The sequence below is a fragment of the Neorhizobium puerariae genome, from assembly GCF_042429745.1.
Taxonomy (GTDB): Bacteria; Pseudomonadota; Alphaproteobacteria; order Rhizobiales; family Rhizobiaceae; genus Neorhizobium; species Neorhizobium puerariae.
In genome coordinates, this window is record NZ_JBHMAA010000020.1 from 123,660 (window position 1) to 148,810 (window position 25,151).

Below are 25,151 nucleotides of genomic sequence, written 5' to 3' on the forward strand. Positions count from 1 at the left end.
GACGAGCCCGAGGATGACGACGTGAAACCGGCTACCCCACACTGCCTTCCAGAGAAATCCCGATCAGCTTCTGGGCCTCGACGGCGAATTCCATCGGCAGTTCCTGGATGACTTCCTTGACGAAGCCGTTGACGATGAGGGCGATCGCTTCCTCTTCGGGAATACCGCGCTGCATGACATAGAACTTCTGGTCCTCGGAAATCTTCGACGTGGTCGCTTCGTGCTCCACCTTGGCCGAAGCGTTCTTCACGTCGATGTAAGGCACGGTGTGGGCACCGCACCTGTCGCCGATCAGCAGCGAGTCGCAGTTGGTGAAGTTGCGGGCGTTCTCGGCGCGACGATGCATCGAGACCTGACCGCGATAGGTGTTCTGCGACTTGCCGGCGGAAATGCCCTTGGAGATGATGCGGCTCGACGTGTTCTTGCCGAGATGGATCATCTTGGTGCCGCTGTCGACCTGCTGGTGGCCGTTGGAGACGGCGATCGAATAGAACTCGCCGCGGCTTTCATCGCCACGCAGGATGCAGCTCGGATATTTCCAGGTGATCGCCGAACCGGTCTCGACCTGGGTCCAGGAAATCTTCGAACGGGCGCCACGGCAATCGCCGCGCTTGGTGACGAAGTTGTAGATGCCGCCCTTGCCGTCCTTGTCGCCCGGGAACCAGTTCTGGACGGTCGAGTACTTGATCTCGGCGTCATCCAGCGCAACGAGCTCGACAACGGCGGCATGAAGCTGGTTCTCGTCGCGCTGCGGCGCGGTGCAGCCTTCGAGGTAGGAGACGTAGGCGCCCTCCTCGGCGATGATCAGCGTGCGCTCGAACTGGCCGGTGTTCTTCTCGTTGATGCGGAAATAGGTGGAGAGCTCCATCGGGCACCGGACGCCCTTCGGCACGAAGACAAAGGAGCCGTCGGTGAACACCGCGGAATTCAGCGTCGCATAGAAATTGTCGGAAGCGGGCACGACCGAGCCCAGGTACCTCTTGATGAGTTCGGGATGCTCGCGGATCGCCTCGGAGATCGACATGAAGATCACGCCGGCCTGCTGCAGTTCCTTCTTGAAGGTGGTGACGACCGAAACCGAATCGAAAACCGCATCGACGGCGACCTTGGACTTCTGCACGCCCGCGAGGATTTCCTGTTCCTTCAGCGGAATGCCGAGCTTTTCATAGGTTTTCAGGAGTTCCGGATCGACCTCGCCCAGCGACTTCGGGCCGGTGACGTTCTTCGGGGCGGCGTAATAATAGATGTCGTTGAAATCGATCTTCGGGTAATCGACGCGCGCCCAGGTCGGCTCTTCCATGGTGAGCCAGCGGCGATAGGCTTCCAGACGCCATTCCAGCATCCAGTCCGGCTCCTGCTTCTTGGCCGAAATAAAACGGATGATGTCTTCCGAAAGACCTTTGGGAGCCTTGTCCACTTCGATGATGGTCTCGAAGCCGTACTTGTATTGGTCGATATCGATCCGGCGGACCTGATCGACTGTTTCCTGGACAGCAGGCATATCATTCTCCAAATCTTGCCGGTTCAAATTCCGACAATTCTGTCATTATTCCAGGGGGACAAATTGCCTCCCCTATGTAGGCGCCAGAAGGCGGTTTTCACACCTTTTGGCAAGCGGAAATTTGTGTTTCCGCAAATTCGGCGACGGTCAGGCGGCCTCGCCCGCCAGTCTTCGACGCGCGGCAATCTTCGCGAAGGCGGCAAGCGCCCGCGAAATATCCTCGTCTGCGGTATCGGGACCGAGCGAAATCCGCAGGGCCCCGAGCTTCGGTTCGTGCCCCATCGCCGTCAGCACATGGCTGTCGCCGACTTTTCCCGAGGAGCAGGCGGAGCCGGCCGACAGAGCTATCCCTTCGAGGTCGAAGGCGATCTGTCCGGTCTCCGACTTCAGGCCGGGCAAGGTGAAGAAGCAGGTATTCGCCACACGCCCGACCGTTTCCCCGTGGACGATCACATCCGGCGCCGCCTGCCGCATGCCCGCTTCCAGCCGGTCCCGCAGAACGGCAATCGCGGCATTGCGCTCCCCGATGTTCTCAGACGCCGCTTCCGCCGCGGCTCCGAAACCGACGATCGCATGAAAATTCTCGGTACCGGAACGATGCCCCTTTTCCTGCCCGCCGCCGCGGACCAGCGGCTTCGGCATGAGCACCTCCCCGCGGGCGACCAGCGCGCCGACACCCTTCGGCCCGCCGATCTTGTGGGACGAGAGAATCAGGAAATCCGTATCCAGCGCATTGATGTCGACCGGAATGCGCCCGACGGCCTGGACGGCGTCCACCACCAGCAATCCGCCATGGAGACGAGCGATGGCCGCGGCCTCCGCCACCGGCTGGATGATGCCGGTCTCGTTGTTGACCAGCATGACGGCGAGCATCGGCAGGCCGGAATTGCGGTCATGGCCGGCAAGCAGGCTTCCGAGCGCGGCCAGATCGATGACACCCTGCCGGGTCACGGACACCTCGGTCACCTGCGCCGGATCGAAACGCCCGCCTTCGCGGATGGCCGGATGCTCGATCGCCGAGACGTAGAGCCGGCCGACGTTCAGCGGTGCGCGGCCCATGCGGAATTCCGCCGTCAGCACATGGTTGGCGGCTTCCGTTGCGCCGCTCACGAACGTCACATGCGCAGGTTCGGCGCCAACCAGTTGCGCCACCTGCCGGCGCGCCCTGTCGACAGCCGCGCGGGCCGCCCTGCCCTCACCATGGACGGACGAGGCATTTCCCGGCAATTCAAACGCTTCCAGCATGGCCGCACGGGCCGTCGCACTCAAAGGCGCGGTCGCGTTCCAGTCCAGATATATGCGGCCCATCGCCATTGCCTGATCGGTTTCCGTTTCTAGATAGCCATAAAATTTCACGCGGGCGGCGAAATCCTCATTTTAGTTGAAATTTCCGCCAGCCTTGCCTTATGAGACATCGCATCGGGCGTCTCGCGAAGGACGTCCAAAATTTCGAACGGTTCTAAACTGTGTTTTAGAAAAGCTGAGCGGCTTCGTCAAGTCAAACTCGACACGCTGACCGGTTTGGAACCTGAGCACATTGACCGGAGTACCGATGCCCGAAGTCATTTTCAACGGCCCCGCCGGCCGCCTGGAAGGTCGTTACCAGCCCTCCAAGGAAAAGAGCGCCCCGATCGCGATCATCCTGCACCCGCACCCGCAGTTCGGCGGCACGATGAACAACCAGATCGTCTACCAGCTTTTCTACATGTTCCAGAAGCGTGGCTTTACGACGCTGCGCTTCAACTTCCGCGGCATCGGGCGCAGCCAAGGCGAATTCGACCACGGCGCCGGCGAACTCTCGGATGCGGCATCCGCTCTGGATTGGGTGCAGAGCCTGCATCCCGATTCCAAGAGCTGTTGGGTCGCCGGCTATTCATTCGGCGCGTGGATCGGCATGCAGCTTCTGATGCGCCGCCCGGAAATCGAAGGTTTCATGTCGATCGCGCCGCAGCCGAACATCTACGATTTCTCCTTCCTGGCCCCCTGCCCCTCGTCCGGCCTCATCCTCAACGGAGACGCCGACAAGGTCGCGCCGGAGAAGGACGTGAACGGCCTCGTCGAAAAGCTGAAGACGCAGAAGGGCATCCTGATCACCCATCGTACCGTCGAAGGCGCCAACCACTTCTTCAACGGCCATGTGGAAGCCCTGATGGCGGAATGCGAGGATTATCTCGACCGCCGCCTCAATGGCGAACTGGTGCCGGAGCCCGCCGCCAAGCGCATCCGCTAGGGGCTCGCGATTATCGCTTTGGACGGCCGCTCCGGCGGCCGTTTTCATTTGACGGCTTTCACCTGTCCCGGCTCGGAAAAGCCGAAGTCGCGCGCCTGCCTCACGCGGTTCCGGCCGAAGCGTTTTGCTTCATAAAGTGCGCTGTCGGCGTCGCGCATGGCGTCGGTGTGATCGCTTCCGGGAGAGAGTTCCGCAACGCCGAAGCTGGCCGTGACGGTAAAGGAGGCCGGAAGTGCGCTCACGGTGATCCCCATCGTCCCGCCGCGCAACGCCTGGGCGAACAGCATCGCCATTTCCGCCGTCGTATTCGGCATGAAGATCGCGAACTCCTCGCCGCCGATGCGCCCGACAACGGCGCTTCTGGCGACGCTCGCCCTCAACAGGTCTCCGAAGGCGCGAATGACGAGATCGCCGCCGTGATGACCGTAGGTGTCGTTGATGCTCTTGAAGTGGTCGAGGTCGCAGATGATCACGGCATGCCGGGCTTTCGGCGCCGATGCAATGGCGACCCTCACCCCGTTTTCGAAACCGCGGCGGTTGGCCAGCCCCGAAAGCTCGTCCTTTTCCGAATTGCTTCGCTCGTCCGCCATGATTTCCAGAACGAGAACGGAAAGCAGCGTCAGGCCGACCGCTACGACGAGGATCGCCGTGGAACTCTGCGATATCAGGGCGTAATTCGTGTGAATGTAGTCCTTGGCCGTAGTCCCCGCCCCTGCGGCGATCGCAAGCCCGGCCTTCGCGGGGAAATGCAGGCCGGTTCCCAGAAGCAAGCCGCCCAGGACACGGTCGATCACGAGCCGGCGGGTCGACGAGAGGACGGCGATGGCGCTGCTCAGTACCACCAACGCGAAGGGAGCCTGATAGGAAAAGGCATGCAACGCGGTGCCGCGCGGCAGATCATAGATCAGGAGATCGATGACGATGCCGGCAGTCAGGACGCAACCCGCAAGCAGCAGATTGAGCTTTCGGCCGTAAAGTTCCCCCACGCCGCCTCGCAGCAGGATCATGCCGCCGAGCACGGTTGCGAAAGCGCAGATCGCCCAAAACCGGTCGGACTGCGTATAGGCGACAAGCAACTCGCCGATAGCTGAAAGCGAGGCAACGGCAAACCCGGCCGCGAACCAGAGGGCAGCCGTTCGCGAACGGCTGCGGGTCGACACAACCGCAAAGACCAGCGAAAAGGAAATGGCGATGACAAAATTCACCGCCAGGAAAAAGGCTGCCCCGTTCATCAACCCATCAATGCAGATCGCTGCACGCCATCTGCCTACCTGTTTCGAACGCGGATGTTAAAGCTGCACGGACAAGAAACCGTTAATCCCTGAATTGCCGTCCGCGATGAAGATACGTCCGGCATTGCGTCCGGCCGGATTGGGATGCCCGGCCGCCGCCGCAACCGCTTCATTCCTGTCGTTGATCCCTTTCAGCATCACTTTTGAAGTGATTGTGCGCAAAAACAGTGCTAGAGGCGCGACCACAGACCAAAACACATACCCTGCCAGAGATTGATCATGTCCAGGTTCAAGTCCGATTTTCTCCGCATCCTCGACGAGCGCGGCTTCATCCACCAGATCTCCGATCCCGAAGGTCTGGACAAGCTCGCAGCGACCAGCCGCATCAGCGGTTACGTCGGTTACGATGCGACGGCGACATCGATCCATATCGGCAACCTTATCACCGTGACGATGCTCTACTGGCTGCAGGAGACCGGCCACCAGGCGATCAGCCTCATGGGCGGCGGCACGTCCATGGTCGGCGACCCGTCCTTCCGCGACGACCAGCGCCAGCTCCTGACGCAGGAGAAGATCGCGTCGAATATCGAGAGTATCAAGAAGGTCTACTCCAACATTCTCCGCTACGACGGCCCCAATCCGGCCCTGATGGTCAACAATGCGGACTGGCTGATGAAGTTGAACTATGTCGAGTTCCTGCGCGACGTGGGCCGCCACTTCTCCGTCAATCGCATGCTCTCCTTCGACAGCGTCAAGCTGCGGCTCGACCGCGAACAATCGCTGTCGTTCCTCGAATTCAACTACATGATCATGCAGGGTTACGATTTCACCGAGCTCAACCGGCGCCACGGCACGGTGCTGCAGATGGGCGGATCGGACCAGTGGGGCAACATCATCAACGGCGTCGATCTTTCCCATCGCATGGGCGGCCCGCAGCTCTACGCCGTCACGACGCCGCTGCTGACCAAGTCGTCGGGGGAAAAGATGGGCAAGTCGGCGTCGGGCGCCGTCTGGCTGAACGGCGATCTCTTCAGCCCCTATGACTTCTGGCAGTACTGGCGCAACACCGAGGACGCCGACGTCACCCGCTTCCTGAAGATCTTCACGCGCCTGCCGCTCGACGAGATCGCCCGGCTCGGCGCGCTCGGCGGCTCCGAAATCAACGAGGCCAAGAAGGTTCTCGCCACGGAGGTGACGGCGATCGTTCACGGCCGGGCCGCCGCCGAGGCCGCCGCGGAGACGGCGCGCACGACTTTCGAGGAAGGCGGCCTTGCGGAGAACCTTCCGTCGGTCGATATCCCCTCCGCGGAACTCGACGCGGGTCTCGGCCTGTTGACGCTGATGGTGCGCGCCGGCCTTGCCGGTTCCAATGGCGAAGCGCGCCGGCATGTCCAGGGCGGCGCAGTGCGCATCAACGACAAACCGGTCGGCGACGAGCGGATGGCGATCGGCAGCGGCGAAGTCACCGCCGATGGCGTGATCAAGCTTTCACTTGGCAAGAAGAAGCACATTCTCGTGCGCCCGGCCTGACAGGAATTCAAAAGAGACCAATAAAAAGGCCGCTTTCGCGGCCTTTTTATTGGAACTCGAATATCTGCCGGAATATGCCCGGCGCGATGATCGACAGCGGATTGACCGTGAGCTTCGGCTTGTCGAACTGCCCTTCCATCTTGAAGGTGATGCCAAGCAGGCCGCGATCCCGGCCATTGCCGAGGATGGCGCCGATCAAAGGCAGTTCCCCGAACAGCCGGTTCAATCCATAGGCCGGCATGAACGTGCCGGTCATTTCCATATTGCCCTTCGCGTCGCGTACCAGTCCCTGGAAGGTTGCGCCGATCTGTTCGCCGCGCACCACGCCGTTCTCCACCAGCAGAGCCCCGCTGCGGTAAAGAAGGCTCGCATAACCCCGCTGGAACTTCGCGGACGTGACGTCGATATTGCGCTTCGTCGCGGAATTCAGGCTGCGGCCCTCCGTATCCTCGGTGGAGACCAGCGATTGAAGCTTCGATTCGTTGACCAGGGCGAAGCTGCGCAGATCGATCGACCCTGCCCAGGCATCGCCCTGCGCCTTGAGCCGCAGGTTCAGGAGACCACCGCGCATGTTGCCGTAGAGGTTCATGAAGCGGATCACGGCGCCGGCATCGCCGCTCGTCACGGAAATCATGTCGCCGCGGTTCATCTGGCTCACGACCGCCTGTCCGCTTTCGGTCACCGCTGAAAGGTCCGCCGCCGAGACGTCTCCGTTGCGGCTGGAAAACAGCAGCGACACATTGGACAGCACCTGGTCGTTGAAGCCCAGCACGCGGTCCAGCCTGGCGCGCACGACGGCGCTTCCCGAGTCACTGCCGCGACTGCCACCGCTGCTTCCGCCGCTTTCACGCGCCTTGAGCCTGGTGATGACAGGCCGCATGTCCACCACGGAGCCGGTCAACGAAATGTCGAAACTGCCCTTCGAGCGTTTCACGGCCACGGCGTAATTGTCGGCAGGCGAAAGCTGGACGTGCGAAAATTCCGCCGACGTCAACTCGTCGCCATTGAGCGACAGATTGCCACGCGCTCCGAAACCGTCACCGGCGAGATCGAAGTTGCGGATGCTGACACGCTGCCCGTCCTCCGAAAGCTCGAATTGCGCCTTGGCGGGAATCCCATTGCCCTTGGTCCAGCCAAGCCAGGGCACGGAGAGCGCGGCGCGGCTCAGATCCAGGGAGACGGCCTGCCTGCTTTCGTCGAGCCGCGTCAGCTGCGCGGAAACCGTTCCGTCGATTATTTCGGAAAGTCCGGGAGCCAATTTTTCGCGCTGATCGTTGTTGAGCACAGTCTTGATAACCCGCTCGCGCTTGACAGGCGACGCGGCATCGATCGGCTCGACAAGGGCGATGTCGGCCGGAACGTCGTCGATCGTCCCCTTGGCGGCAAGCCGCGCGGCCTGGGTATCGACGTCGAGAGTGCCGTTCAAGGAACCGACCTTGCGACCGGCGAATTCAGGGCCGATATCGACATCTCCAAGTTCGACATGGGCATTCCAGGTCGGCCTGGGCGGGTTGTGGGCGTTGATCAACCCCATGCGCGCCTTGAGGTCGACGCGCGCCTGACCGGAAAAGTCCTCGGGCTTGAAATCGGTCCCCTTGAGCGCGTTGATCGGGCGGAAGCTCACCAGTTCCGTCACCGCGTCCGCCGGTCCCTCCAGGTCCAGCGACAGCTCGGCCATCAATGGCTTGGCATAGGTCGAGGGAATGGAAAAACGGCCGCCGTCCACCGTGACGGACCGGCCGGACGGAAAGAACGAGCCGGCTCGGTCGACATCGACCTGCAGGAGCGCACCCGTCAGGTTGAAGCGGCCGTCGATATCGCGCAGCGGCGGTATGTCACCCGGAAGGTTGATGCGGGCATCGGCAAGGTCGAAGCCGATCTGCAATTCGTTCTGATCGAGCTCCATGGGAATGCCCGGTCCTTTCATCCGGCCTTCCGGGATGAAGACGGCGATGGAACCATTGGTCACGGTCCCGCCGAACAGGTTGCCCATGACCCATTCACGCGGCCTGCGCGCCATCCAGAAAGGCCAGAGCTGCTTGACCCCGGTCACCTGCATGTGCGGCAACCGCGCGCCGAAACTGATTTCCGGCGACTGATTGCCGAACCGGATCTTCAGCGAGCCGGCCATCTGGCCGAGAGGGCTGGAAACGCCCATTTCGTCGAACTGCAGCTCCCGTTCGGCGGCGAGATAACGGCCGTTCGCCTTGAGATCGAATTGCGCCGGCTGTTCGCCTTCCGTGGCTCCCACGGCCGTGCCGCCGCTGATCAGGAGATCCAGGCCGAAGCCGACGCGCCTGTCGTCCGGATCGAGCCTGCTCAGATCGATGACGGCGCCGGTGAAAGGCAGGATGGTGGGGCCGAAACGGGCTTCGGATTTCTGGAGTTCGATCGAGTTCTTGGCGAAATCGTAGACGATGTTGATGACGGCGCCGGTAAAGACCTGCTGGATGCCGTCGAAGTAGAAGTGCCCGGGAGACTGGCGAAGGGTCGCGGTGATGGCGGGCCTCGTCATCTCGCGCGACCGCGTGGCGGCCAGATCGAGGTCGAGCGAACCTTCGATGCCTTCACGCGGCGTGCCGTCCTCCGTTCTCTGCAGCAGGAACGGCGTCACCTCCAAACCGTTCAATCTGGCCGACAGGGACGTCGTGACACCCTCGACGGTTCTCGATGCGGCGGTCAGCACCGCCCTGCGGCCGTTGAGGCTGATCGTGCCGTTGATCTGCACGTCCCCCTCGACGCCTCGCGTCAGCTCGAGCGTGTCGACGAGAAGCGTGATCGGCTTCCGCCCGGGCGCCGCCGGCAACAGGATCTCGATGCCGGAAATGCTGACGGAACCGGTGCCCGTACGTTCGATGAGGCTGCGCGCCTCGTCGAGCCGCTGGAACGCCTGTTCGAGCAAGGCGGGCATGGCGTCGATGCGGACTTCCGACAGGGGTAGCGGATCGCCGGACGGGAGCTGCGCCGTGTCGAGACGGATATGTTCCGCCTCCATATGCTTGATGGATATGCGGCCACCGAGAAGCGCAAGGGGATCGATCGCCATGCGCATGGCGCCGGTACGGCTCAGATGTTCCCCCGTCGCCTGCTCGACCACATCGACATCGCGCGCTTCGAGCGCGAGGCGAAAGCCGGAATCGAAACGGATGGCCGTCGAACCGACCGTGGCGACGTAACGGGGACCGATGGCTTCGTTGAGTGCCTTCTGGGCGCGCGCGGAAAGCGTTCCGTCGACGGCGCCTCCCTCGATGGCGAAGACCGCGCTGCCGATCGCGAGCAGCACCAGCATGAGGAACAGCGCGGCCATCCTGCCGAATCGCTTCATCCCCGTCCGCGGCGGCGGGCAGTGGACAATGATCGGATCTTCTGCCTGCGCAGAGGGAAGCTCGTGGAGCGGAACGATGTCCTTCCGGTGGAAACTGACCCTTTCTCCGCGAATTTCCGCCATCAGGTTGATATCTGTCTTTCCATATTCGCGAATGATCTGGACCTAATCGCGGCCAGTATATACCGATTGCGGCGACAATCACTCAAGATACCGGCAAAAGAAAGGAAATCCATGCCCGATCTGGCCATTGGCGACATCGCTCCGGACTTTGCGCTTCCCCGTGACGGCGGCGGCACCGTGTCCCTGAATTCGTTCTCCGGCAAACCGGTCGTGCTCTATTTCTATCCGAAGGACGACACGACCGCCTGCACCAGGGAAGCGATCTCCTTCACAGGCCTGCTGCCGGAATTCGAAAAGGCCGGGGCTACGGTGATCGGCGTGTCTCCCGACAGCGTCAGGAAGCATGACAGGTTCGCGCAGAAGCACGGTCTTTCGGTCATCCTTGCCTCCGACGAGGATACGGCGCTTGCCAATCTCTACGGCGTCTGGAAGGAAAAGAGCATGTACGGCCGCACCTACATGGGCGTCGAGCGGACGACGTTCCTGATCGGCGGCGACGGGCGCATAGCCAAGATCTGGCCCAAGGTGAAGGTCGCCGGCCATGCCGAAGAGGTGCTGGACACTCTCAAGGCGTCCCGGAAATAGAGCATGGGCGGACATATTCGATGGCTGACACGTTTTCGATCCCATCGCTGAGAGGCGGCGCGACGGCAGCCATCCTTTCGGCAGACCTCGACGTGAAGACCCGGCTTGCGCAGGAGGCGGCCACGCGCTGGTTCGAGCGACGGCTGTCGCTGCGCTCTCCGCTGGACCCGCCGCTGCCGACACGTCCGGGCCGGCCGGAAAAGCCGGAACTCGTGCCGCCCAGGGCCGTCGAAAAACGGTCCCTTCATACGGTCAACGGCCGTATCGCGACGCTGCATGCGATCGCCCATATCGAGCTCAACGCCGTCGATCTGGCGCTCGATATCGTTGCCCGTTTCGCGACCGAGCCGGTGCCGAACTCCTTCTTCGACGGCTGGATGCAGGTTGCCTTCGAGGAAGCCAAGCATTTTCGCATGGTGCGCGCGCGGCTGAACGATCTCGGCGCCGACTACGGCGACATGCCGGCCCACGACGGATTGTGGCAGGCCGCCCATTCCACCCGCAACGACCTCACCGCGCGGCTCGCGGTCGTGCCGCTGATTCTCGAGGCTCGCGGCCTGGATGTGACACCCTCGCTGCAAGCCAAGATGCGCGAGACCGGCGATCTCGAAAGCGCGGCGATCCTCGACGTCATCTACAACGACGAAAAGGGCCATGTGGCGATCGGAGCAAAATGGTTCCGCTTCCTCTGCGCCCGCGAGCGCAAGGACCCGGCGGCTACTTTCCAGCAACTCGTGCGCGCCAATTTCCGCGGCTCGCTGAAAGCGCCCTTCAACGATATCGCGCGGGCGGAGGCCGGCCTTACGCCCTCCTTCTATCGCTCCCTGACCTCCACGAGCAGCGCCTGAAATAAGCATTCGTTAACCATAACCATGTGTAATCACCCCAATGGGACGACGACGATACGAGTCGCATCTCCGGGAGATTCACTGTGGCGAAGGGAACCGAAAACCGGGTATTTGGGAAGCGTGCGCCCCAGCACGTTCTCATCCTCGCCAGCGGCGAGAAGATCCGTCACATGACCGTCCGCCCCTGGATGGCGGCGCTTGCCTTCTGCTTCTTCGGCGTTTTTGCCATCGGCTATCTTGCCGCGACCTCCTACCTTGTCATCCGCGACGACCTGATCGGCGCCACGATGGCGCGGCAGGCCCGCATGCAGCACGACTACGAGGACCGGATTGCCGCGCTGCGCGCCCAGCTCGACCGCATTACCTCGCGCCAGCTCCTCAACCAGCAGGTGGTGGAGCAGAAGGTGGAGAAACTGCTCGAACAGCAGAACGCTCTTTTCGACCGGCACGGCAAGCTCGGCTCCCTGCTGAACCGTGCGGAAGAGTCAGGGTTGACCGCGCCGCCGACGCCCGCCCCCGCCTTCCAGCCGGTCGCCAAGGAGCGGCAGGCGTCGATTTCCGGTGGCGGCGGCCTGGAGGCCATCGACAAGCTGCTTTCCGGCCCGGTATCCGCAGCACCCCTCGACACCACAAGCGCCCTCGGTTACGCGCCGCTGCGCGAAAACACGGCTGACCGCGCCGATCGGGTCTTTTCGAAGGTGACGCTGTCGCTGAAGAACATCGAGAACGAGCAGCTCGCCAAGATCTCCAACCTGACGACCGGCGCCTCGGAGACGGCGGATGCGATCACCGCAATCCTCAAGCGCACCGGGGTGGACATCGCATCGGATTCCAGAACCGCGGGCAGCGCCGGCGAAGGCGTCGGCGGTCCGTATATGGAGCCGCAAGCCAGCGCCAGCATATTCGATACGTCGCTGGACGGCCTCGATGCCGCGCTGAGCCGGCTGGAAAGCGTTCGGGAAACGGCGCGAGACCTGCCTTTCGGCAATCCGGCGCCCGGTCATGAAATCACCAGCCGCTACGGCAACCGCATCGATCCCTTCCTCGGGCGGCTGGCACTGCATGCCGGCATCGATTTTCAGGCGGATACCGGCCAGGAGGTCAAGGCGACCGGGGCCGGCAAGGTGACCGCGGCGGGCCTCTCCGGCGGATACGGCAATATGGTCGAGATCGACCATGGCCAGGGCATCAGCACCCGCTACGGCCACATGTCCAAGGTGCTGGTCAGGGAAGGCGACACGGTGTCCGCCGGCGACGTCATCGGCCGCGCCGGCTCCACCGGCCGGTCCACCGGCCCGCATGTGCATTACGAGGTTCGCAGAGACGGCAATCCCGTCGATCCCGTTCATTTCCTCAATGCCGGTATGAAGCTCACGACCTACCTGAATTAGGCCGTTTTACTTGGCAAAAAACAATTCTTTGCCGCGATTACGGTAGCCAGGTTGTCCTTTTGACATCTTCATTCACCAACCCGGCGGTCAAATTGCCTGTTTTCCTTGACTTTCAAGCGTTTTGGTCCTATGTCGCGGGCCAGTTGTCGACCAGTCCCATGGCGACTTGCACAGTGTTCGCATAGAACCGGAACGGAAACAGAATTCCCTTTGACCACATTCGCTGATCTTGGCCTGAGCCAGAAAGTCTTATCCGCGGTCGCCGACGCGGGTTACACGAATCCCACACCTATTCAGGCAGGGGCAATTCCATACGCGCTGCAGCGCCGGGACATCTGCGGCATCGCCCAGACGGGAACCGGCAAGACGGCCTCTTTCGTTCTGCCGATGCTGACGCTTCTGGAAAAGGGCCGCGCACGCGCACGCATGCCGCGCACCCTCATCCTGGAGCCCACGCGCGAACTCGCCGCTCAGGTCGCGGAAAACTTCGACAAGTACGGCAAGAACCACAAGCTGAACGTCGCCCTGCTGATCGGCGGCGTCTCCTTCGAGGACCAGGACCGCAAGCTCGAGCGCGGCGCCGACGTGCTGATCGCGACGCCCGGCCGCCTGCTGGATCATTGCGAGCGCGGCAAGCTGCTGATGACCGGCGTCGAGATTCTCGTCATCGACGAAGCGGACCGCATGCTCGACATGGGCTTCATCCCGGATATCGAGCGGATCGCGAAGATGATCCCCTTCACCCGGCAGACGCTGTTCTTCTCGGCAACCATGCCGCCGGAAATCCAGAAGCTCGCCGACCGCTTCCTGCAGAACCCGGAACGCGTCGAAGTGGCCAAGCCTTCCTCGACGGCCAAGACCGTGACGCAGCGCCTCGTCGCGTCCCATTCCAAGGACTACGAGAAACGCGCCGTGCTGCGCGACCTCATCACCACACAGGACAACCTCAAGAACGCGATCATCTTCTGCAATCGCAAGAAGGACGTCTCCGAACTGTTCCGCTCGCTGGAGCGCCACGGCTTCTCGGTCGGCGCGCTGCATGGCGACATGGACCAGCGTTCGCGCATGACGATGCTCGCCAATTTCAAGGACGGCAATATCAAGCTGCTCGTGGCATCGGACGTCGCCGCCCGTGGCCTCGACATCCCCGACGTCAGCCATGTCTTCAATTTCGACGTCCCGATCCATTCGGAAGACTATGTGCACCGCATCGGCCGAACCGGCCGCGCCGGCCGCTCCGGGCGGGCGTTCACCATCGTCACCCGTGCCGACACGAAATATATGGACGCCATCGAGAAGCTGATCAGCGAGAAGATCGAGTGGCAGAGCGGCGATCTTTCCGCCCTGCCCGCACCGATGGAAAGTCACGACAATGAGCGTGGCCGCAGGGGTCGTGATCGTGATAAGGAGCGCGGCCGCGGCAAGCGGGGCGATTCGGGTCATAGGGCTGACACGAAAAAACAGGATAATCAGATCGAAGCCACAGAGGGCTTCGAGGAGTCGAAGGTGGAAAACGTGAGACCGGAGCGCAAGGCAGACAGGAAGCCGCAGAACAATGGCGGTAACCGTAACACGCGGCCGAGCCCCGCCAATGACGACAATCGCGACCGCCGCCGTCACCGCGACCATGACGACGGTCCGACCCCAGTCGGCTTCGGCGACGACATTCCTGCCTTCATGCTGATCGTCGCCAACGCCAAGGCCTGATTTTCCATGGCCAGGCCCGGCATCGACTTCCCAGGCGTCGGCGCTGGTCTGGTGATTCTGCGCGGCGATGGCAAGGTCCTGCTTTGCCGCCGCATGAACCCGCCGGAGGCAGGTTTCTGGAACATCGTCGGCGGCAAGGTCGACCTGATGGAACCTTCTTCGGAAGCCGCCCGCCGGGAAGCGGAAGAGGAAACGGGTCTCAAGATCGGAAAGGTCGATTTCCTCTGCCTGGCCGAGGAAATCATCGAAGCAGACCGGCAGCACTGGGTTTCCCTGATCTATATCACCCGCGATTTTACCGGCGAGCCGTCGCTTACCGAACCCGATAAGCTGTCGGAAATTGGCTGGTTCGACCTCAAGGCCCTGCCCCAGCCCCTTTCGGCCTTTTCAGCCAAGGCTTTCGCCCACCTCGCCGGATGAGCAAAACGAAAGCCGCCCCGGCGAACCGAAGCGGCTATCTTGATGAAATCATTTTGGTTTTATTTCCGGACGCGTTCCGCTCGATCGATTCGGCAACCCGCGTCCGCCAATACGAAGCGGATGATAAGCTTTCCTTAGTTTTCCGATCAAGATGCGAAATCTAGCACTGGAGGAATGATTCTTCAGATTTTCGAATTCGCCCGCATCGCCGCCTCGAACGCAAGCCGAACCCATTTCCGCATCTCGTCAGGATCGTCGAACGCCTCGTCCGGTATGGACCAGTAGGGCATGGGTACCGGCGTGCCCTTCTTGTTCTGATAGACCCACCGGCGCGCGCCGGCCGCCTCGAATTCGGGACCGCTCGCCTCGTCCGCCTTCAGCAAAAGCTCGTCGTGCAGGTGGATCGCGACGATCAGGCCCTGATGATAGACGCCCTTGCCGCCGAACATACGGCGGATCGAAACGGGGCCGAGCCCTTCGAATATTTCCTCGATGCCGGCATTGTCCATCGCCTATCCTTTCAACACGCCACCAGCAGCAGTCACGGCCTCGGGCGTGTCGACATCGAGGTGAGCTGCCGGACCGATATCGACGTCGATGACCGACAGGCCGGAGTTTTCAATGATCGCGCGCGCACCGACGTCACCTTCCAGACGCAGCACCGCATCATAGGCGATTCTCGGCAGAATGATCGGGTTGCCGCGCTTTCCCTCCGAAACGGACCGGATCACGACTCCGCCACCCGCCTCGCGAAAAGCCGCGACCAGCCTGTTCACATGTTCGGTCGTCACGCCGGGCATGTCGGCAAGCATGACCAGGATACCGTCCTTCGACGCAAGCTCGGGATCGGAAAAGCCGGCAACCAGCGAACTCGCCATGCCGGACGCATAATCCGGGTTGAAATGCAGGCGATTGTTCAGTCCGGACAATGCCGCCTCAATCTCTTCGCGCCGGTGTCCCGTCACGGCGACGACCGGCGCGGCCTGCGCCGCCAGAAGCATCTCGGCCGAGCGCCTGACCAGCGGCACGCCGTCGAATTCCGCCAGCAGCTTGTGGGGGGCGTCCCTGCCCATCCGGCGCGCCTGGCCGGCGGCCAACAGCAGTGCGCCCACCGAAAGCTCGGCGGTCTTTCCCTTCGCCGCATCGCGCGGCCGCGGGCGGGTCGGAATCTCCATCAGAAGCCCCCCGACACCCATGCCGGTTATATCGAACGACGTCGGCGTCTCTCCGGCCATCAGCCGGTTCAACACCCAGTCGAAGCCGTTTTCCTTCGGCGAGCGGGCGCAACCCGGGGCACCGAGCACCGGCACGTTACCCAGTCGCCCGAGTACAAGCAGATTGCCGGGATCGACCGGCATGCCCACCTGCTCCACCTCTCCTCCCGCGCGACGGATCGCGGCCGGGATGACATCATCCTTGTCGGCCACGGCGGAGGCACCGAAGACGATAATCATAGCCGGCTCACTAATTTCCTGGGCGCCAAGTCGTTGAAGAATCTCAGTCAGACGATCGGATGAATGGGGAATACGGACTTCTTTTATTAGCCGACTACCGGACTGGGCAAGCCGCTGCTCCAGAAGTCTCGCGGTCCGATCCATGACGGATGCCTTGAGGGACGGAAGCTCCGTGGCAATCAGGGTCACCGCGCGTGGACAGTAGGTCTTTACCTCGAAGGCAACCGATTCTGCCAGCAGCGAAACAGCTTGGGCGACCTTGTCGCCGCCGACCGCCAGCGGGATGATCTTGACGGTCGCCACCATGTCGCCGGCGCGCACCGCGACATGGTCGGCAAGACAGGCAAGCGTGATTGCCGGGTCGATGCGGTTCAGCGCGTCGACTACCGCCTTGTCGGCAACGAAGAGCCCGTCGATCCTGGCGTAGACATTCACGCGGCCTGTCGCCGCTTCGGAGAAGCGAAGATTGTCAGGCGCCATCGCACCGGCGATCGCCGCCGCCGCCTCGTCTTCCGGCAGATCACCGGGCTCCAGCCGCACGGCGACCACCGACGTGATGCCTTCCTCCGAGAGACGCGCGATATCCTGTGGGGAAAGCACCTGTCCCTTCGGCAGCCGGCCGGATGGCAACCGGATGCCGTGCGCAAGCACCGAGCCTTCCGCTTCCGCGAGATCGAAGGTTCCGTATCTCATCGTATATCACCCATCAGTGACCAGATCGCGCCGGCGGAAGGCCTGGACAATCTGGGCAAGCGTGGCCAGGGCAATCTCTGCGGGACTCGCAGCCCCGATATCGAGGCCGATCGGCGCTGCGATCCGGCCGATCTCGCTGTCCGTGCGCCCCATCTCCTTCAGCCGCTCGACGCGTTTCGCATGGGTCTTCCGGCTGCCGAGCGCACCGACATAGAAACAGCCGGCCCGGAGCGCTTCCGAAAGCGGAAAATCATCGATCTTCGGATCGTGGGTCACGGCCGCCAACGCCGTATAGGCGTCCAGCGGGCGGTCCTTCAGCACATCCTCAGGCCAGTCGGCGACGAGTTCGACGCCTTCGAAGCGTTCCTCCGTCGCAAAGGCGGTGCGCGGGTCGATGATCGTCAGATCGTAACCCGCCACCGGCGCCAGCCGCGCCAGCGCCTGGCTGATATGCACCGCGCCGATCACCACGATGCGCGGCGGCGGAAGATGGACGTTGAGGAAAAGCGATTGCCCTTCCAGTTCGATCGTACCGGCCTTGCCACTGCGGAAAGCCTTGGCGACCTCCTCATCCAGCGGGCCGGACACGATCTCGCCTTCAAGGATGACCCGCACCCTGCCGCTGGAAAGATCGGTCACCACCACGGCGGCCTTGCGCGCTCGCCGGGCCGCGTTCAGCTTCGTCAGTGTGTCGAGCTGCATCAGCCGAGCCTTTCCACATAGACGCGGATACGGCCGCCGCAGGACAGGCCGACACGCCATGCGGTCTCGTCGGCGACCCCGAATTCCAGCATCCGCGGCGTCCCGCTGGAAATGACGTCGAGCGCTTCCGTGATGACCGCGCCTTCAACGCAGCCGCCAGAGACAGAGCCCTCGAAATTGCCCTCGCCGTCGATGACGAGATGACTTCCCGCAGGACGCGGCGCCGAGCCCCAGGTATCGATCACGGTGGCGATCGCCACATCGCGGCCGGCTTCCTTCCAGCTTTCGGCCGTCGCCAACGGGTCCAGAATTTCGGAAACAGTCATGCGACCCTCCTCATATCCAAAAAACGCCGCGGGTCCGCGGCTTTCGTATGATCATCGGACAATGCGCCGGCGAGATCGGCCAGCGATTGAAGGTTGTGGACGGCGCGGAACTCGTCGACATGCGGCAGCATGGCGCGTACGCCGCGCGCCCTTGCCTCGAAGCCATCGAAGCGCAACAGCGGGTTCAGCCAGATCAGCCTCCGGCAGGACCGGTGCAGCCGATCCATCTCCTTTTCCAGTTCCTCGACCCCGTCGCGTTCCAATCCGTCGGTGATAAGGAGCACGACCGCCCCCTGCCCCAGCACGCGGCGCGACCAGAGCCGATTGAATTCCGCAAGCGTCGCGCCGATCCGGGTGCCGCCCGACCAGTCGCGCACGGCTTCCGTGCAACCGGACAATGCCTCGTCCGGATCGCGCCTGCGCATCTGCCGCGTCACGTTGGTGAGCCGCGTGCCGAACAGGAAGGTATGCACCCGCGTGCGCTTTTCGGTGAGGGCGTGCAGAAAATGCAGGAAGATGCGCGTGTACTGGCTCATGGAGCCGGAAATATCGGCAAGCACAACCAATGGCGGCGGCGCCGTCCGGCGCTGCCGGAAACGCGGCAGGATGAGGTCGCCGCCGCTCCGCATCGCCTGGCGCATCGTGGCGCGCGGGTCGATCACCGGCTGACGACCGGAGGGCCGGAAGCGGCGCATCCTCACCTGGTCGAGCGGCAGAGCGAGCTTTCGAAGCTCGCGCCGGGCCTGAGCCAGCTCGGCCGCCGTCATCTGGGCGAAATCCATCCGTTTCAGGACCTCGCTGGCCGAGGTCGTGAAACGCGAATCCACCTCGATCTCGGGCGGTTTGCTGCGCGCGCTCCGGGGGCGGTCTTCCGTCAACGCACCGCCGACACGGGCGGCGCCCGCCTTGGGTTTTTCCTTCTCGCGATTGTCGGCCGCCTTGGGCGACATCATCGCGATCATCTTGCCGATGAGATCGCGCGATCGCCAGAAAAGCCGGAAGGCTTCGTCGAAAACCGGCTGGTCTTCATGGCGCTTGACGAAAACGGCAGACAGCGCCGCATGGAATTCCTCGCGAGAACCTATGCCGATCGCATCGACGGCGGCGATGGCGTCCGCGGCGGCAGCCGGTCCCGTTTTCAGTCCGGCACGCCGGAGCACTCGGGAGAAATGGACGAGATTGTCCGCAAGCTTCCCGTCGCCGGCCGGAACCGGTGGGACGATCGCTCCGTCTTTGCCAAATCCCGTGCTCATCCGCTATCCCGCAGCCAGAAGTTCCGCCTTGACCTCGTTCAGCACCCGCTCGCCCGCGCCGCCCTTGATGCGGGCGATGTCGTCCTGATATTTCAAAAGGGTCCCAAGCGTGTCGGCGATCGTTTCCGGATCGAGCGCGATACGGTCGAGTTCGGTGAGCGCCGTCGCCCAGTCGATGGTCTCCGCGACGCCGGGATTCTTGAAGAGATCGAGCGTTCTGAGTTTCTGGACATAGGCCACGATCTGCCGTGACAGGGTTTCCCCGCATTGCGGCACCTTGCGGCGGATGATTTCCAGTTCCTGCGCCGCGTCCGGATAGTCGACCCAATGATAGAGACAGCGGCGCTTCAGCGCGTCATGGATTTCCCGCGTGCGATTGGTGGTGATGATGACGATTGGCGGTTCAGCGGCCCGGATGGTGCCGAGTTCCGGAATGGTCACCTGGAAATCCGAAAGCACTTCCAGCAGGAAGGCTTCGAAAGCTTCGTCCGTGCGGTCGAGTTCGTCGATCAGAAAGACCGGAGCCGGCCCGCCCTCCTGCCCCAGCGCCTGCAGCACCGGACGGCGGATCAGATGGCGCTCGGAAAACAGATCGGCTTCCAGCCGGTCGCGGTCTCCTATACCCGTCGCTTCCGCAAGCCGGATATCCAGCATCTGGGCCGGATAGTTCCATTCATAGACGGCAGAGGAAATATCCAGCCCCTCATAACACTGAAGACGGATCAACGGCCGGCCGAGCGCTTTCGCAAGCGTCTTGGCGATTTCCGTCTTGCCGACCCCTGCCTCGCCTTCGAGAAACAACGGCCGCTTCATCTTCAAGGCCAGGAAGATCACCGTCGCGAGCGACCGCCCGGCAAGGTAGTCCTCGGCGCTCAGGAGGCCGATCGTCTCATCGATCGATCTGGGGATCGGGGCCGACGGGACACCCGTTTTTCCATCCGGCATAATCGCACCCTTTCAAACGGCGTTCTACAATGTATGAAAACCACGGTCCAGATAGATGAGCGACGGCGCTTCCGGACCGAAATGAATGGCTTTCACCTCCCCGAACATAACAAAATGCGTCGAAACCTGCTTTATGTCTGTCAGCCGGCAATCGAAGCCGACCACGGCATCTGCCAGCACCGGCGCGCCCGTCACAAGCCGCACCCAATCGCCGAGCAGGAAGCGTTCCCCCAGCGGCACGCCGCTCAAGCCCGCAAAGGCCATTGCAAGCGGCTGGTGATGCGCAGCCAGTGAATTCAGCGCGAAGACGCCGCTCTTGCCGAAGACCGCATTGTTGGCATTGCTGCCGTTCAGGCACACCAGAACGCTCGGCGGATTGTCCGAGACGGAACAGGCGGCCGTCACCGTCACTCCCCGGCTGACCCCTTCGAACTCGGTTGTGACCACCTGAACGTGGCCGGCGTAACGCGCCATACCGTTGCGGTAGAGGACGGGATCGAGGAAGGGCTGGTCCGTCAAGGGCATCTCGTGAAAAGGCGTCAGGTACGCTGTCGGTCCTGCATTACTGACCAAGATATGGTGGAGAAGACGCTTGATGTCCACGGCGGTTGCGGCTTTTTACCTTCGGGGGCCGATTCTCTTTGACGGCAGCGGCGAGACGGCTAAATGTGGCTTGAGGGCAAGATTTCCAGGGAAAGCATGACAGCACGACGCTTCATCATCGCCGGTTTGCTGGCTTCGTTTTTCGGATGCGGATCAGCGTCGGCATCGGTGATCGGCGTCGTTGCACCCCGTTCGGGCCCTTATGCCTCGCTCGGCGCCCAGATTTTCCAGGGCGCGCGCGCGGCAGCGGAGGCGGCCGGAGATACCGTCGTGGAAGTGGACGAAAGCTGCGACGAAACCGGCGGCAATGCGGTCGCCAAGAACCTCCTGGATTCCAGGGTTTCGGCCGCGATCGGATTTCTCTGCGTCGAGACGCTGACCACCGCCCTGCCGCAATTGAAGGCGGCGCAGATTCCGGCCGTCAGCATTTCCGTCCGCTCGAAGATCCTGATGGAGGATACGCTGCGCAACGGCTGGCTCTTCTACCGCATGGCGCCGGTCGAAGGTGACGAGGCGGAAAAGCTTGCCGAGACCATCCTCGACATATGGAAGGCCGAACCGGTCGCGCTGGTTGAAGACGGCACGATCTATGGACGCGAACTCGCAGGCGCCATCCGCCAGCATCTGGAACCGATGGGAATCACGCCGATCTTCACCGATACGTTCCGTCCGGGACAGGAACAGCAGGTGGCTCTGGTGCGCCGGCTCGCGAAGGCGGGAGCGACACACGTCTTCGTCGGCGGCGATCGTAACGACATGGCGATCATCGCCCGCGATGCGGCATCAGAGGGCATTCCCCTTTCGCTCATGGGCGGCGACACGATGCGGGCCGCGAACCGACCGGTGCCGCTGCGCGACGGCGTGCTCGCCGTCGCCCTTCCCGACTATGCCTCGCTCCCCTCGGCAACGGGTGCCCTCACGGTGCTTGGAGCAAGGAATATCGATCCCGGCGGCTATACGCTGGCGGCCTATGCGGCCGCGGAATTCGTCCACCAGGCCATGACGACGGCGGGGCGCCGGCCGATAGCCGACGCGATCCGCGCCGGTTCCTTCAGCACGGCCATCGGCACGATCGCTTTCGACGAGGGCAACGAGTTGAAGGAGAATCCCTTCCGCCTGCTCGAATGGCGCGGCTCCGCTTTCGCCCTGTCGCATCCGGCGACCGAGTGACGATTGTTCCAGAAGCCGGCCGATGCTAAATGGCTGGCCAAACCGGAGACCTTCGCCCCATGACCCTGCCTGTCCGCATTGCCCCTTCGATCCTGGCCGCCGACTTCTCGAAACTCGGCCAGGAGGTGCGCGACGTCATCGAAGCGGGCGCGGACTGGGTCCATCTCGATGTGATGGATGGCCATTTCGTGCCGAACATCTCCTTCGGACCGGATGTCATCAAATCGCTCAGGCCCTACACGAACGCCTTTTTCGACTGCCATCTGATGATCTCACCGGCCGACCCCTATCTCGAAGCCTTCGCCAAGGCCGGTTGCGACGGCATTACCGCGCATGCCGAAGCGGGTCCCCACCTGCACCGTTCGCTGCAGACGATCCGGGCGCTGGGCAAGAAGGTCGGCGTCACGCTCAATCCGGCGACGCCGCTCTCGGTTCTCGAAAACGTGCTGGACGACGTCGACCTGATCCTGATCATGAGCGTCAATCCGGGCTTCGGCGGCCAGAAATTCATCCCCGCCATGGTAGACAAGATCCGCGCCGCCAAGGCGATGATCGGCTCCCGCCCGATCGAACTGGAAGTGGATGGCGGCATTACGGCGGAGACGATCGGCGCGGCCACCGCTGCCGGAGCCAATGTCTTCGTTGCGGGGTCGGCGGTTTACAAAGGCGCGGGAATCGCTGCCTATCGGGACAATATCGCCAGGCTCAAGACGGCAGCGGAGGATGGACGCGGATGATATCAGGCTTGCGATCTTCGGTTCCCGCATGCGCGGCGATGTTCTTCGCCGGCACCACCTCGGCGGCCGACATCGCCAGTATCCATCCGATCGGCTTCTCCGCCGATGGCCAGATCTTCGCCTATGAAGAATACGGCATCCAGGACGGCTCCGGTTTTCCCTACGCCAACATCTATGCGCTCGATCTGGCCAAGGACACCTACCTGCCGGGAACGCCCCTCCGGGTGCGGCTGGAGGACAATGATGCAACGATCGCCAAGGCCCGCTGGCAGGCGCGCAACGATGCAGAGGCGCTGATCGAGACCCACGAACTTGCCAACCATCCCGGCGAGCTGGTGGCATTCAACCCGATCACCGAGGTGGATGAGGCCCCGCACCGGTTGCGCTATCGCAGCATGCCGGTTCTGCCGCCGGTCGGGGAGCCCAATACGCTGGTACTCGAAGAAGTCCCGCAGCCGCTCGATCCGCGCTGCGAAGGTCTGGCTGAAAAATCCGTCGCTTTCCGCCTCCGCTTCACGGAGCGCGACGGAAAACCGGTGGATGACGCGGTTCACGAAGACCAACGCGTCCCGCTCTCGCGCGGCTGCGTCGGCGGCTATCGGCTGGGCGGTGTCGTCAGCGGCGCAACGCCCGGCGGGACCGGGATCGAAGTCGCGCTTGTGCTGGTTCTCAGCGCCGGCTTCGAGGGACAGGACGGGCGCTGGATTGCGATCCCCATCAAGACGGCCGGTCCCGGCACTCCCTGAGCGCTCGAAAACTTGAGCTTGCCGGCGGTTCCTGTTACAGCGGCGCCGACATGTTTTGAGAAGGTCGAAAGCCCATGATCCCCCGTTACTCGCGGCCCGAAATGGTCGCCATCTGGTCGCCCGAGACCAAGTTCCGCATCTGGTTCGAAATCGAGGCGCATGCCTGCGATGCTCTCGCGGCTATCGGCGTGATCCCGAAATCGGCGGCGGAGACCATCTGGGAAAAGGGCGGCAAGGCCGAATTCAACGTCGCGCGCATCGATGAGATCGAGGCCGTCACCAAGCATGACGTCATCGCCTTCCTCACCCACCTCGCCGAATTCGTCGGCCCGGACAGCCGTTTCGTGCATCAGGGCATGACGTCCTCCGACGTGCTCGACACCTGCTTCAACGTGCAGCTCGTACGCGCCACCGACCTTCTGCTCGCCGATATCGACAAGCTGCTCGATGCCTTGAAGCGCCGCGCCTTCGAGCACAAGGACACGGTCACTATCGGCCGCAGCCATGGCATCCATGCCGAGCCCACCACATTCGGCGTCAAGCTTGCCCAGGCCTATGCGGAATTCGACCGCAACAAGACCCGCCTCCTGGAAGCACGCGACGAGATTGCGACCTGCGCGATCTCCGGCGCTGTCGGCACCTTTGCCAATATCGATCCGCGCGTGGAGGAACACGTCGCGGCCGCCATGGGCCTGAAGCCGGAACCTGTCTCCACCCAGGTCATTCCGCGCGACCGCCACGCCATGTATTTCGCGACCCTCGGCGTCATCGCCTCGTCGATCGAACGGCTGGCGATCGAGATCCGCCATCTGCAGCGTACGGAAGTGCTGGAAGCCGAGGAATATTTCTCGCCGGGCCAGAAGGGTTCGTCGGCCATGCCGCACAAGCGCAATCCCGTGCTGACGGAAAACCTGACGGGCCTCGCCCGCATGGTCCGGTCCTATGCGATCCCGGCCATGGAAAACGTGGCGCTGTGGCACGAGCGTGACATTTCCCACTCTTCCGTCGAGCGCATGATCGGGCCGGACGCGACGGTCACGCTCGATTTCGCCCTGGCGAGACTGACCAGCGTGATCGACAAGCTGCTCGTTTATCCGGAAAACATGACGAAGAACCTGAACAAGTTCCGCGGGCTCGTTCATTCGCAGCGCGTCCTGCTGGCCCTGACGCAAGCCGGCGTTTCCCGCGAAGACGCCTATCGCCTGGTGCAGCGCAATGCCATGAGGGTCTGGGAAGAAGGCAAGGATTTCCTGGAAGAGCTGCTTGCCGACCCGGAAGTGCGCGCGGCTCTCTCCGAAGAGGAAATCCGCGAGAAATTCGACCTCGGCTATCATACCAAGCACGTCGACACGATCTTCAAGCGTGTTTTCGGCTGATCGCCGGCATCCATTTCGGGTCGTCTTACACGCCGCCGGCTTCCTGCCGGCGGCTTTTCTTCGGCATCCGAAGCCGATCTGCAGGTGCCGCGCGACGCGGCTAGAGAAATGCCGGTGAAAACGGACTCCACGGTACACGACAGTCAGGTTGAGAACGGGATGATGTGATTTGGATGAAGATTCCTGACCAAAGGATCTTCGCCATGCTACCACTTCATACCGTTCTCGCTGAGACGTTAAGCGGGCATTTCTCG

At 62.7% G+C, this 25,151-nt stretch carries 23 protein-coding genes; 11 read left to right on the forward strand and 12 right to left on the reverse strand.

The genetic code is table 11. From position 1 onward, the window contains the following. Positions 1-31: 31 nt before the first annotated feature. Entirely contained in the window at positions 32-1,501 is a 1,470-nt protein-coding gene (gene sufB / locus ACFFP0_RS18715) for a Fe-S cluster assembly protein SufB (protein WP_377263599.1), read from the reverse strand. A 147-nt stretch (positions 1,502-1,648) separates the two neighbouring features. Next, positions 1,649-2,815, reverse strand: coding sequence for a cysteine desulfurase family protein (locus tag ACFFP0_RS18720; protein WP_377263664.1), 1,167 nt, complete (start codon positions 2,813-2,815; stop codon positions 1,649-1,651). A 238-nt stretch (positions 2,816-3,053) separates the two neighbouring features. Here ACFFP0_RS18720 and ACFFP0_RS18725 point away from each other — a divergent pair, with 238 nt between their 5' ends. Further along, positions 3,054-3,731, forward strand: a complete 678-nt coding sequence (locus ACFFP0_RS18725) for an alpha/beta hydrolase (protein ID WP_377263601.1) — start codon at positions 3,054-3,056, stop codon at positions 3,729-3,731. A 44-nt stretch (positions 3,732-3,775) separates the two neighbouring features. Here the strand turns inward: ACFFP0_RS18725 and ACFFP0_RS18730 are convergent, their stop codons facing one another. Continuing rightward, positions 3,776-4,963: a GGDEF domain-containing protein gene (locus ACFFP0_RS18730; RefSeq protein WP_377263603.1), complete on the reverse strand. Its 1,188-nt coding sequence runs from the start codon at positions 4,961-4,963 to the stop codon at positions 3,776-3,778. 57 nt (positions 4,964-5,020) lie between these two features. After that, positions 5,021-5,299: a hypothetical protein gene (locus ACFFP0_RS18735; protein WP_377263606.1), complete on the reverse strand. Its 279-nt coding sequence runs from the start codon at positions 5,297-5,299 to the stop codon at positions 5,021-5,023. On the opposite strand from ACFFP0_RS18735, the gene tyrS reads away from it, so the two are divergent. Beyond that, entirely contained in the window at positions 5,243-6,493 is a 1,251-nt protein-coding gene (tyrS, locus tag ACFFP0_RS18740) for a tyrosine--tRNA ligase (RefSeq protein WP_377263608.1), read from the forward strand. The genes ACFFP0_RS18735 and tyrS overlap by 57 nt on opposite strands. Before the next feature lie 46 nt (positions 6,494-6,539). Here the strand turns inward: tyrS and ACFFP0_RS18745 are convergent, their stop codons facing one another. Next, entirely contained in the window at positions 6,540-9,941 is a 3,402-nt protein-coding gene (locus tag ACFFP0_RS18745; protein WP_377263609.1) for a YhdP family protein, read from the reverse strand. Positions 9,942-10,052: 111 nt separating this feature from the next. On the opposite strand from ACFFP0_RS18745, the gene bcp reads away from it, so the two are divergent. The 5 genes from bcp (at position 10,053) to ACFFP0_RS18770 (ending at position 14,892) form a co-directional block, all read left to right on the forward strand. Further along, a complete protein-coding gene (bcp, locus tag ACFFP0_RS18750; RefSeq protein ID WP_377263611.1) occupies positions 10,053-10,526 on the forward strand; it encodes a thioredoxin-dependent thiol peroxidase in 474 nt (157 codons plus the stop codon). A 20-nt stretch (positions 10,527-10,546) separates the two neighbouring features. After that, the gene (locus ACFFP0_RS18755) at positions 10,547-11,374 is read left to right on the forward strand and encodes a ferritin-like domain-containing protein (protein ID WP_377263613.1); all 828 of its coding nucleotides are present in this window, start codon (positions 10,547-10,549) and stop codon (positions 11,372-11,374) included. Between the two features lie 83 nt (positions 11,375-11,457). Then, positions 11,458-12,765: a M23 family metallopeptidase gene (locus ACFFP0_RS18760; protein ID WP_377263615.1), complete on the forward strand. Its 1,308-nt coding sequence runs from the start codon at positions 11,458-11,460 to the stop codon at positions 12,763-12,765. A 210-nt stretch (positions 12,766-12,975) separates the two neighbouring features. Then, positions 12,976-14,472 carry a DEAD/DEAH box helicase gene (locus tag ACFFP0_RS18765; protein WP_377263617.1) on the forward strand — a complete coding sequence of 499 codons (1,497 nt, stop codon included), beginning with the start codon at positions 12,976-12,978 and terminating at the stop codon, positions 14,470-14,472. A gap of 6 nt (positions 14,473-14,478) precedes the next feature. Beyond that, complete coding sequence (locus ACFFP0_RS18770) at positions 14,479-14,892, forward strand: NUDIX domain-containing protein (protein ID WP_377263619.1); 414 nt, start codon at positions 14,479-14,481, stop codon at positions 14,890-14,892. Positions 14,893-15,074: 182 nt separating this feature from the next. Here ACFFP0_RS18770 and ACFFP0_RS18775 read toward each other — a convergent pair whose 3' ends face one another. The 7 genes from ACFFP0_RS18775 to ACFFP0_RS18805 are packed head-to-tail and all read right to left on the reverse strand — an operon-like array spanning position 15,075 to position 20,868. Beyond that, positions 15,075-15,401 (reverse strand): TfoX/Sxy family protein, encoded by a 327-nt coding sequence (locus ACFFP0_RS18775; RefSeq protein WP_377263621.1) that lies wholly within the window; start codon positions 15,399-15,401, stop codon positions 15,075-15,077. A 3-nt stretch (positions 15,402-15,404) separates the two neighbouring features. Next, positions 15,405-17,039 (reverse strand): NTP transferase domain-containing protein, encoded by a 1,635-nt coding sequence (locus ACFFP0_RS18780; protein ID WP_377263623.1) that lies wholly within the window; start codon positions 17,037-17,039, stop codon positions 15,405-15,407. Positions 17,040-17,045: 6 nt separating this feature from the next. Next, a complete protein-coding gene (locus ACFFP0_RS18785; RefSeq protein WP_377263625.1) occupies positions 17,046-17,741 on the reverse strand; it encodes an XdhC family protein in 696 nt (231 codons plus the stop codon). Further along, complete coding sequence (locus ACFFP0_RS18790) at positions 17,741-18,067, reverse strand: XdhC family protein (protein ID WP_377263627.1); 327 nt, start codon at positions 18,065-18,067, stop codon at positions 17,741-17,743. Before ACFFP0_RS18790 ends, ACFFP0_RS18785 begins: the two co-directional genes overlap by 1 nt. Then, complete coding sequence (locus ACFFP0_RS18795; RefSeq protein ID WP_377263629.1) at positions 18,064-19,320, reverse strand: vWA domain-containing protein; 1,257 nt, start codon at positions 19,318-19,320, stop codon at positions 18,064-18,066. The genes ACFFP0_RS18790 and ACFFP0_RS18795 overlap by 4 nt, the downstream gene beginning before the upstream one ends. 3 nt (positions 19,321-19,323) lie before the next feature. Beyond that, positions 19,324-20,265: an AAA family ATPase gene (locus ACFFP0_RS18800; protein WP_377263632.1), complete on the reverse strand. Its 942-nt coding sequence runs from the start codon at positions 20,263-20,265 to the stop codon at positions 19,324-19,326. Between the two features lie 24 nt (positions 20,266-20,289). Next, a complete protein-coding gene (locus ACFFP0_RS18805; RefSeq protein WP_377263634.1) occupies positions 20,290-20,868 on the reverse strand; it encodes a flavin reductase in 579 nt (192 codons plus the stop codon). Between the two features lie 96 nt (positions 20,869-20,964). On the opposite strand from ACFFP0_RS18805, the gene ACFFP0_RS18810 reads away from it, so the two are divergent. The 4 genes from ACFFP0_RS18810 to purB all read left to right on the forward strand — a co-directional run bounded on the left by ACFFP0_RS18810 (position 20,965) and on the right by purB (position 24,897). Beyond that, complete coding sequence (locus ACFFP0_RS18810; RefSeq protein WP_377263636.1) at positions 20,965-22,038, forward strand: branched-chain amino acid ABC transporter substrate-binding protein; 1,074 nt, start codon at positions 20,965-20,967, stop codon at positions 22,036-22,038. A 59-nt stretch (positions 22,039-22,097) separates the two neighbouring features. After that, a complete protein-coding gene (gene rpe, locus ACFFP0_RS18815; RefSeq protein ID WP_377263638.1) occupies positions 22,098-22,775 on the forward strand; it encodes a ribulose-phosphate 3-epimerase in 678 nt (225 codons plus the stop codon). Continuing rightward, positions 22,772-23,521 (forward strand): DUF2259 domain-containing protein, encoded by a 750-nt coding sequence (locus tag ACFFP0_RS18820; protein WP_377263640.1) that lies wholly within the window; start codon positions 22,772-22,774, stop codon positions 23,519-23,521. The genes rpe and ACFFP0_RS18820 overlap by 4 nt, the downstream gene beginning before the upstream one ends. Positions 23,522-23,595: 74 nt before the next feature. Next, complete coding sequence (gene purB, locus ACFFP0_RS18825) at positions 23,596-24,897, forward strand: adenylosuccinate lyase (protein ID WP_377263642.1); 1,302 nt, start codon at positions 23,596-23,598, stop codon at positions 24,895-24,897. Positions 24,898-25,151: the final 254 nt, after the last annotated feature.

Coding starts and splice junctions, on each gene's coding strand:
- sufB (WP_377263599.1), bottom strand. CDS start 1,501: ATGCCTGCTGTCCAGGAAACAGTCGATCAGGTCCGCCGGATCGATATC.
- ACFFP0_RS18720 (WP_377263664.1), bottom strand. CDS start 2,815: ATGGCGATGGGCCGCATATATCTGGACTGGAACGCGACCGCGCCTTTG.
- ACFFP0_RS18725 (WP_377263601.1), top strand. CDS start 3,054: ATGCCCGAAGTCATTTTCAACGGCCCCGCCGGCCGCCTGGAAGGTCGT.
- ACFFP0_RS18730 (WP_377263603.1), bottom strand. CDS start 4,963: ATGAACGGGGCAGCCTTTTTCCTGGCGGTGAATTTTGTCATCGCCATT.
- tyrS (WP_377263608.1), top strand. CDS start 5,243: ATGTCCAGGTTCAAGTCCGATTTTCTCCGCATCCTCGACGAGCGCGGC.
- ACFFP0_RS18745 (WP_377263609.1), bottom strand. CDS start 9,941: ATGGCGGAAATTCGCGGAGAAAGGGTCAGTTTCCACCGGAAGGACATC.
- bcp (WP_377263611.1), top strand. CDS start 10,053: ATGCCCGATCTGGCCATTGGCGACATCGCTCCGGACTTTGCGCTTCCC.
- ACFFP0_RS18755 (WP_377263613.1), top strand. CDS start 10,547: ATGGCTGACACGTTTTCGATCCCATCGCTGAGAGGCGGCGCGACGGCA.
- ACFFP0_RS18770 (WP_377263619.1), top strand. CDS start 14,479: ATGGCCAGGCCCGGCATCGACTTCCCAGGCGTCGGCGCTGGTCTGGTG.
- ACFFP0_RS18775 (WP_377263621.1), bottom strand. CDS start 15,401: ATGGACAATGCCGGCATCGAGGAAATATTCGAAGGGCTCGGCCCCGTT.
- ACFFP0_RS18780 (WP_377263623.1), bottom strand. CDS start 17,039: ATGAGATACGGAACCTTCGATCTCGCGGAAGCGGAAGGCTCGGTGCTT.
- ACFFP0_RS18785 (WP_377263625.1), bottom strand. CDS start 17,741: ATGCAGCTCGACACACTGACGAAGCTGAACGCGGCCCGGCGAGCGCGC.
- ACFFP0_RS18790 (WP_377263627.1), bottom strand. CDS start 18,067: ATGACTGTTTCCGAAATTCTGGACCCGTTGGCGACGGCCGAAAGCTGG.
- ACFFP0_RS18795 (WP_377263629.1), bottom strand. CDS start 19,320: ATGAGCACGGGATTTGGCAAAGACGGAGCGATCGTCCCACCGGTTCCG.
- ACFFP0_RS18800 (WP_377263632.1), bottom strand. CDS start 20,265: ATGCCGGATGGAAAAACGGGTGTCCCGTCGGCCCCGATCCCCAGATCG.
- ACFFP0_RS18810 (WP_377263636.1), top strand. CDS start 20,965: ATGACAGCACGACGCTTCATCATCGCCGGTTTGCTGGCTTCGTTTTTC.
- rpe (WP_377263638.1), top strand. CDS start 22,098: ATGACCCTGCCTGTCCGCATTGCCCCTTCGATCCTGGCCGCCGACTTC.
- ACFFP0_RS18820 (WP_377263640.1), top strand. CDS start 22,772: ATGATATCAGGCTTGCGATCTTCGGTTCCCGCATGCGCGGCGATGTTC.
- purB (WP_377263642.1), top strand. CDS start 23,596: ATGATCCCCCGTTACTCGCGGCCCGAAATGGTCGCCATCTGGTCGCCC.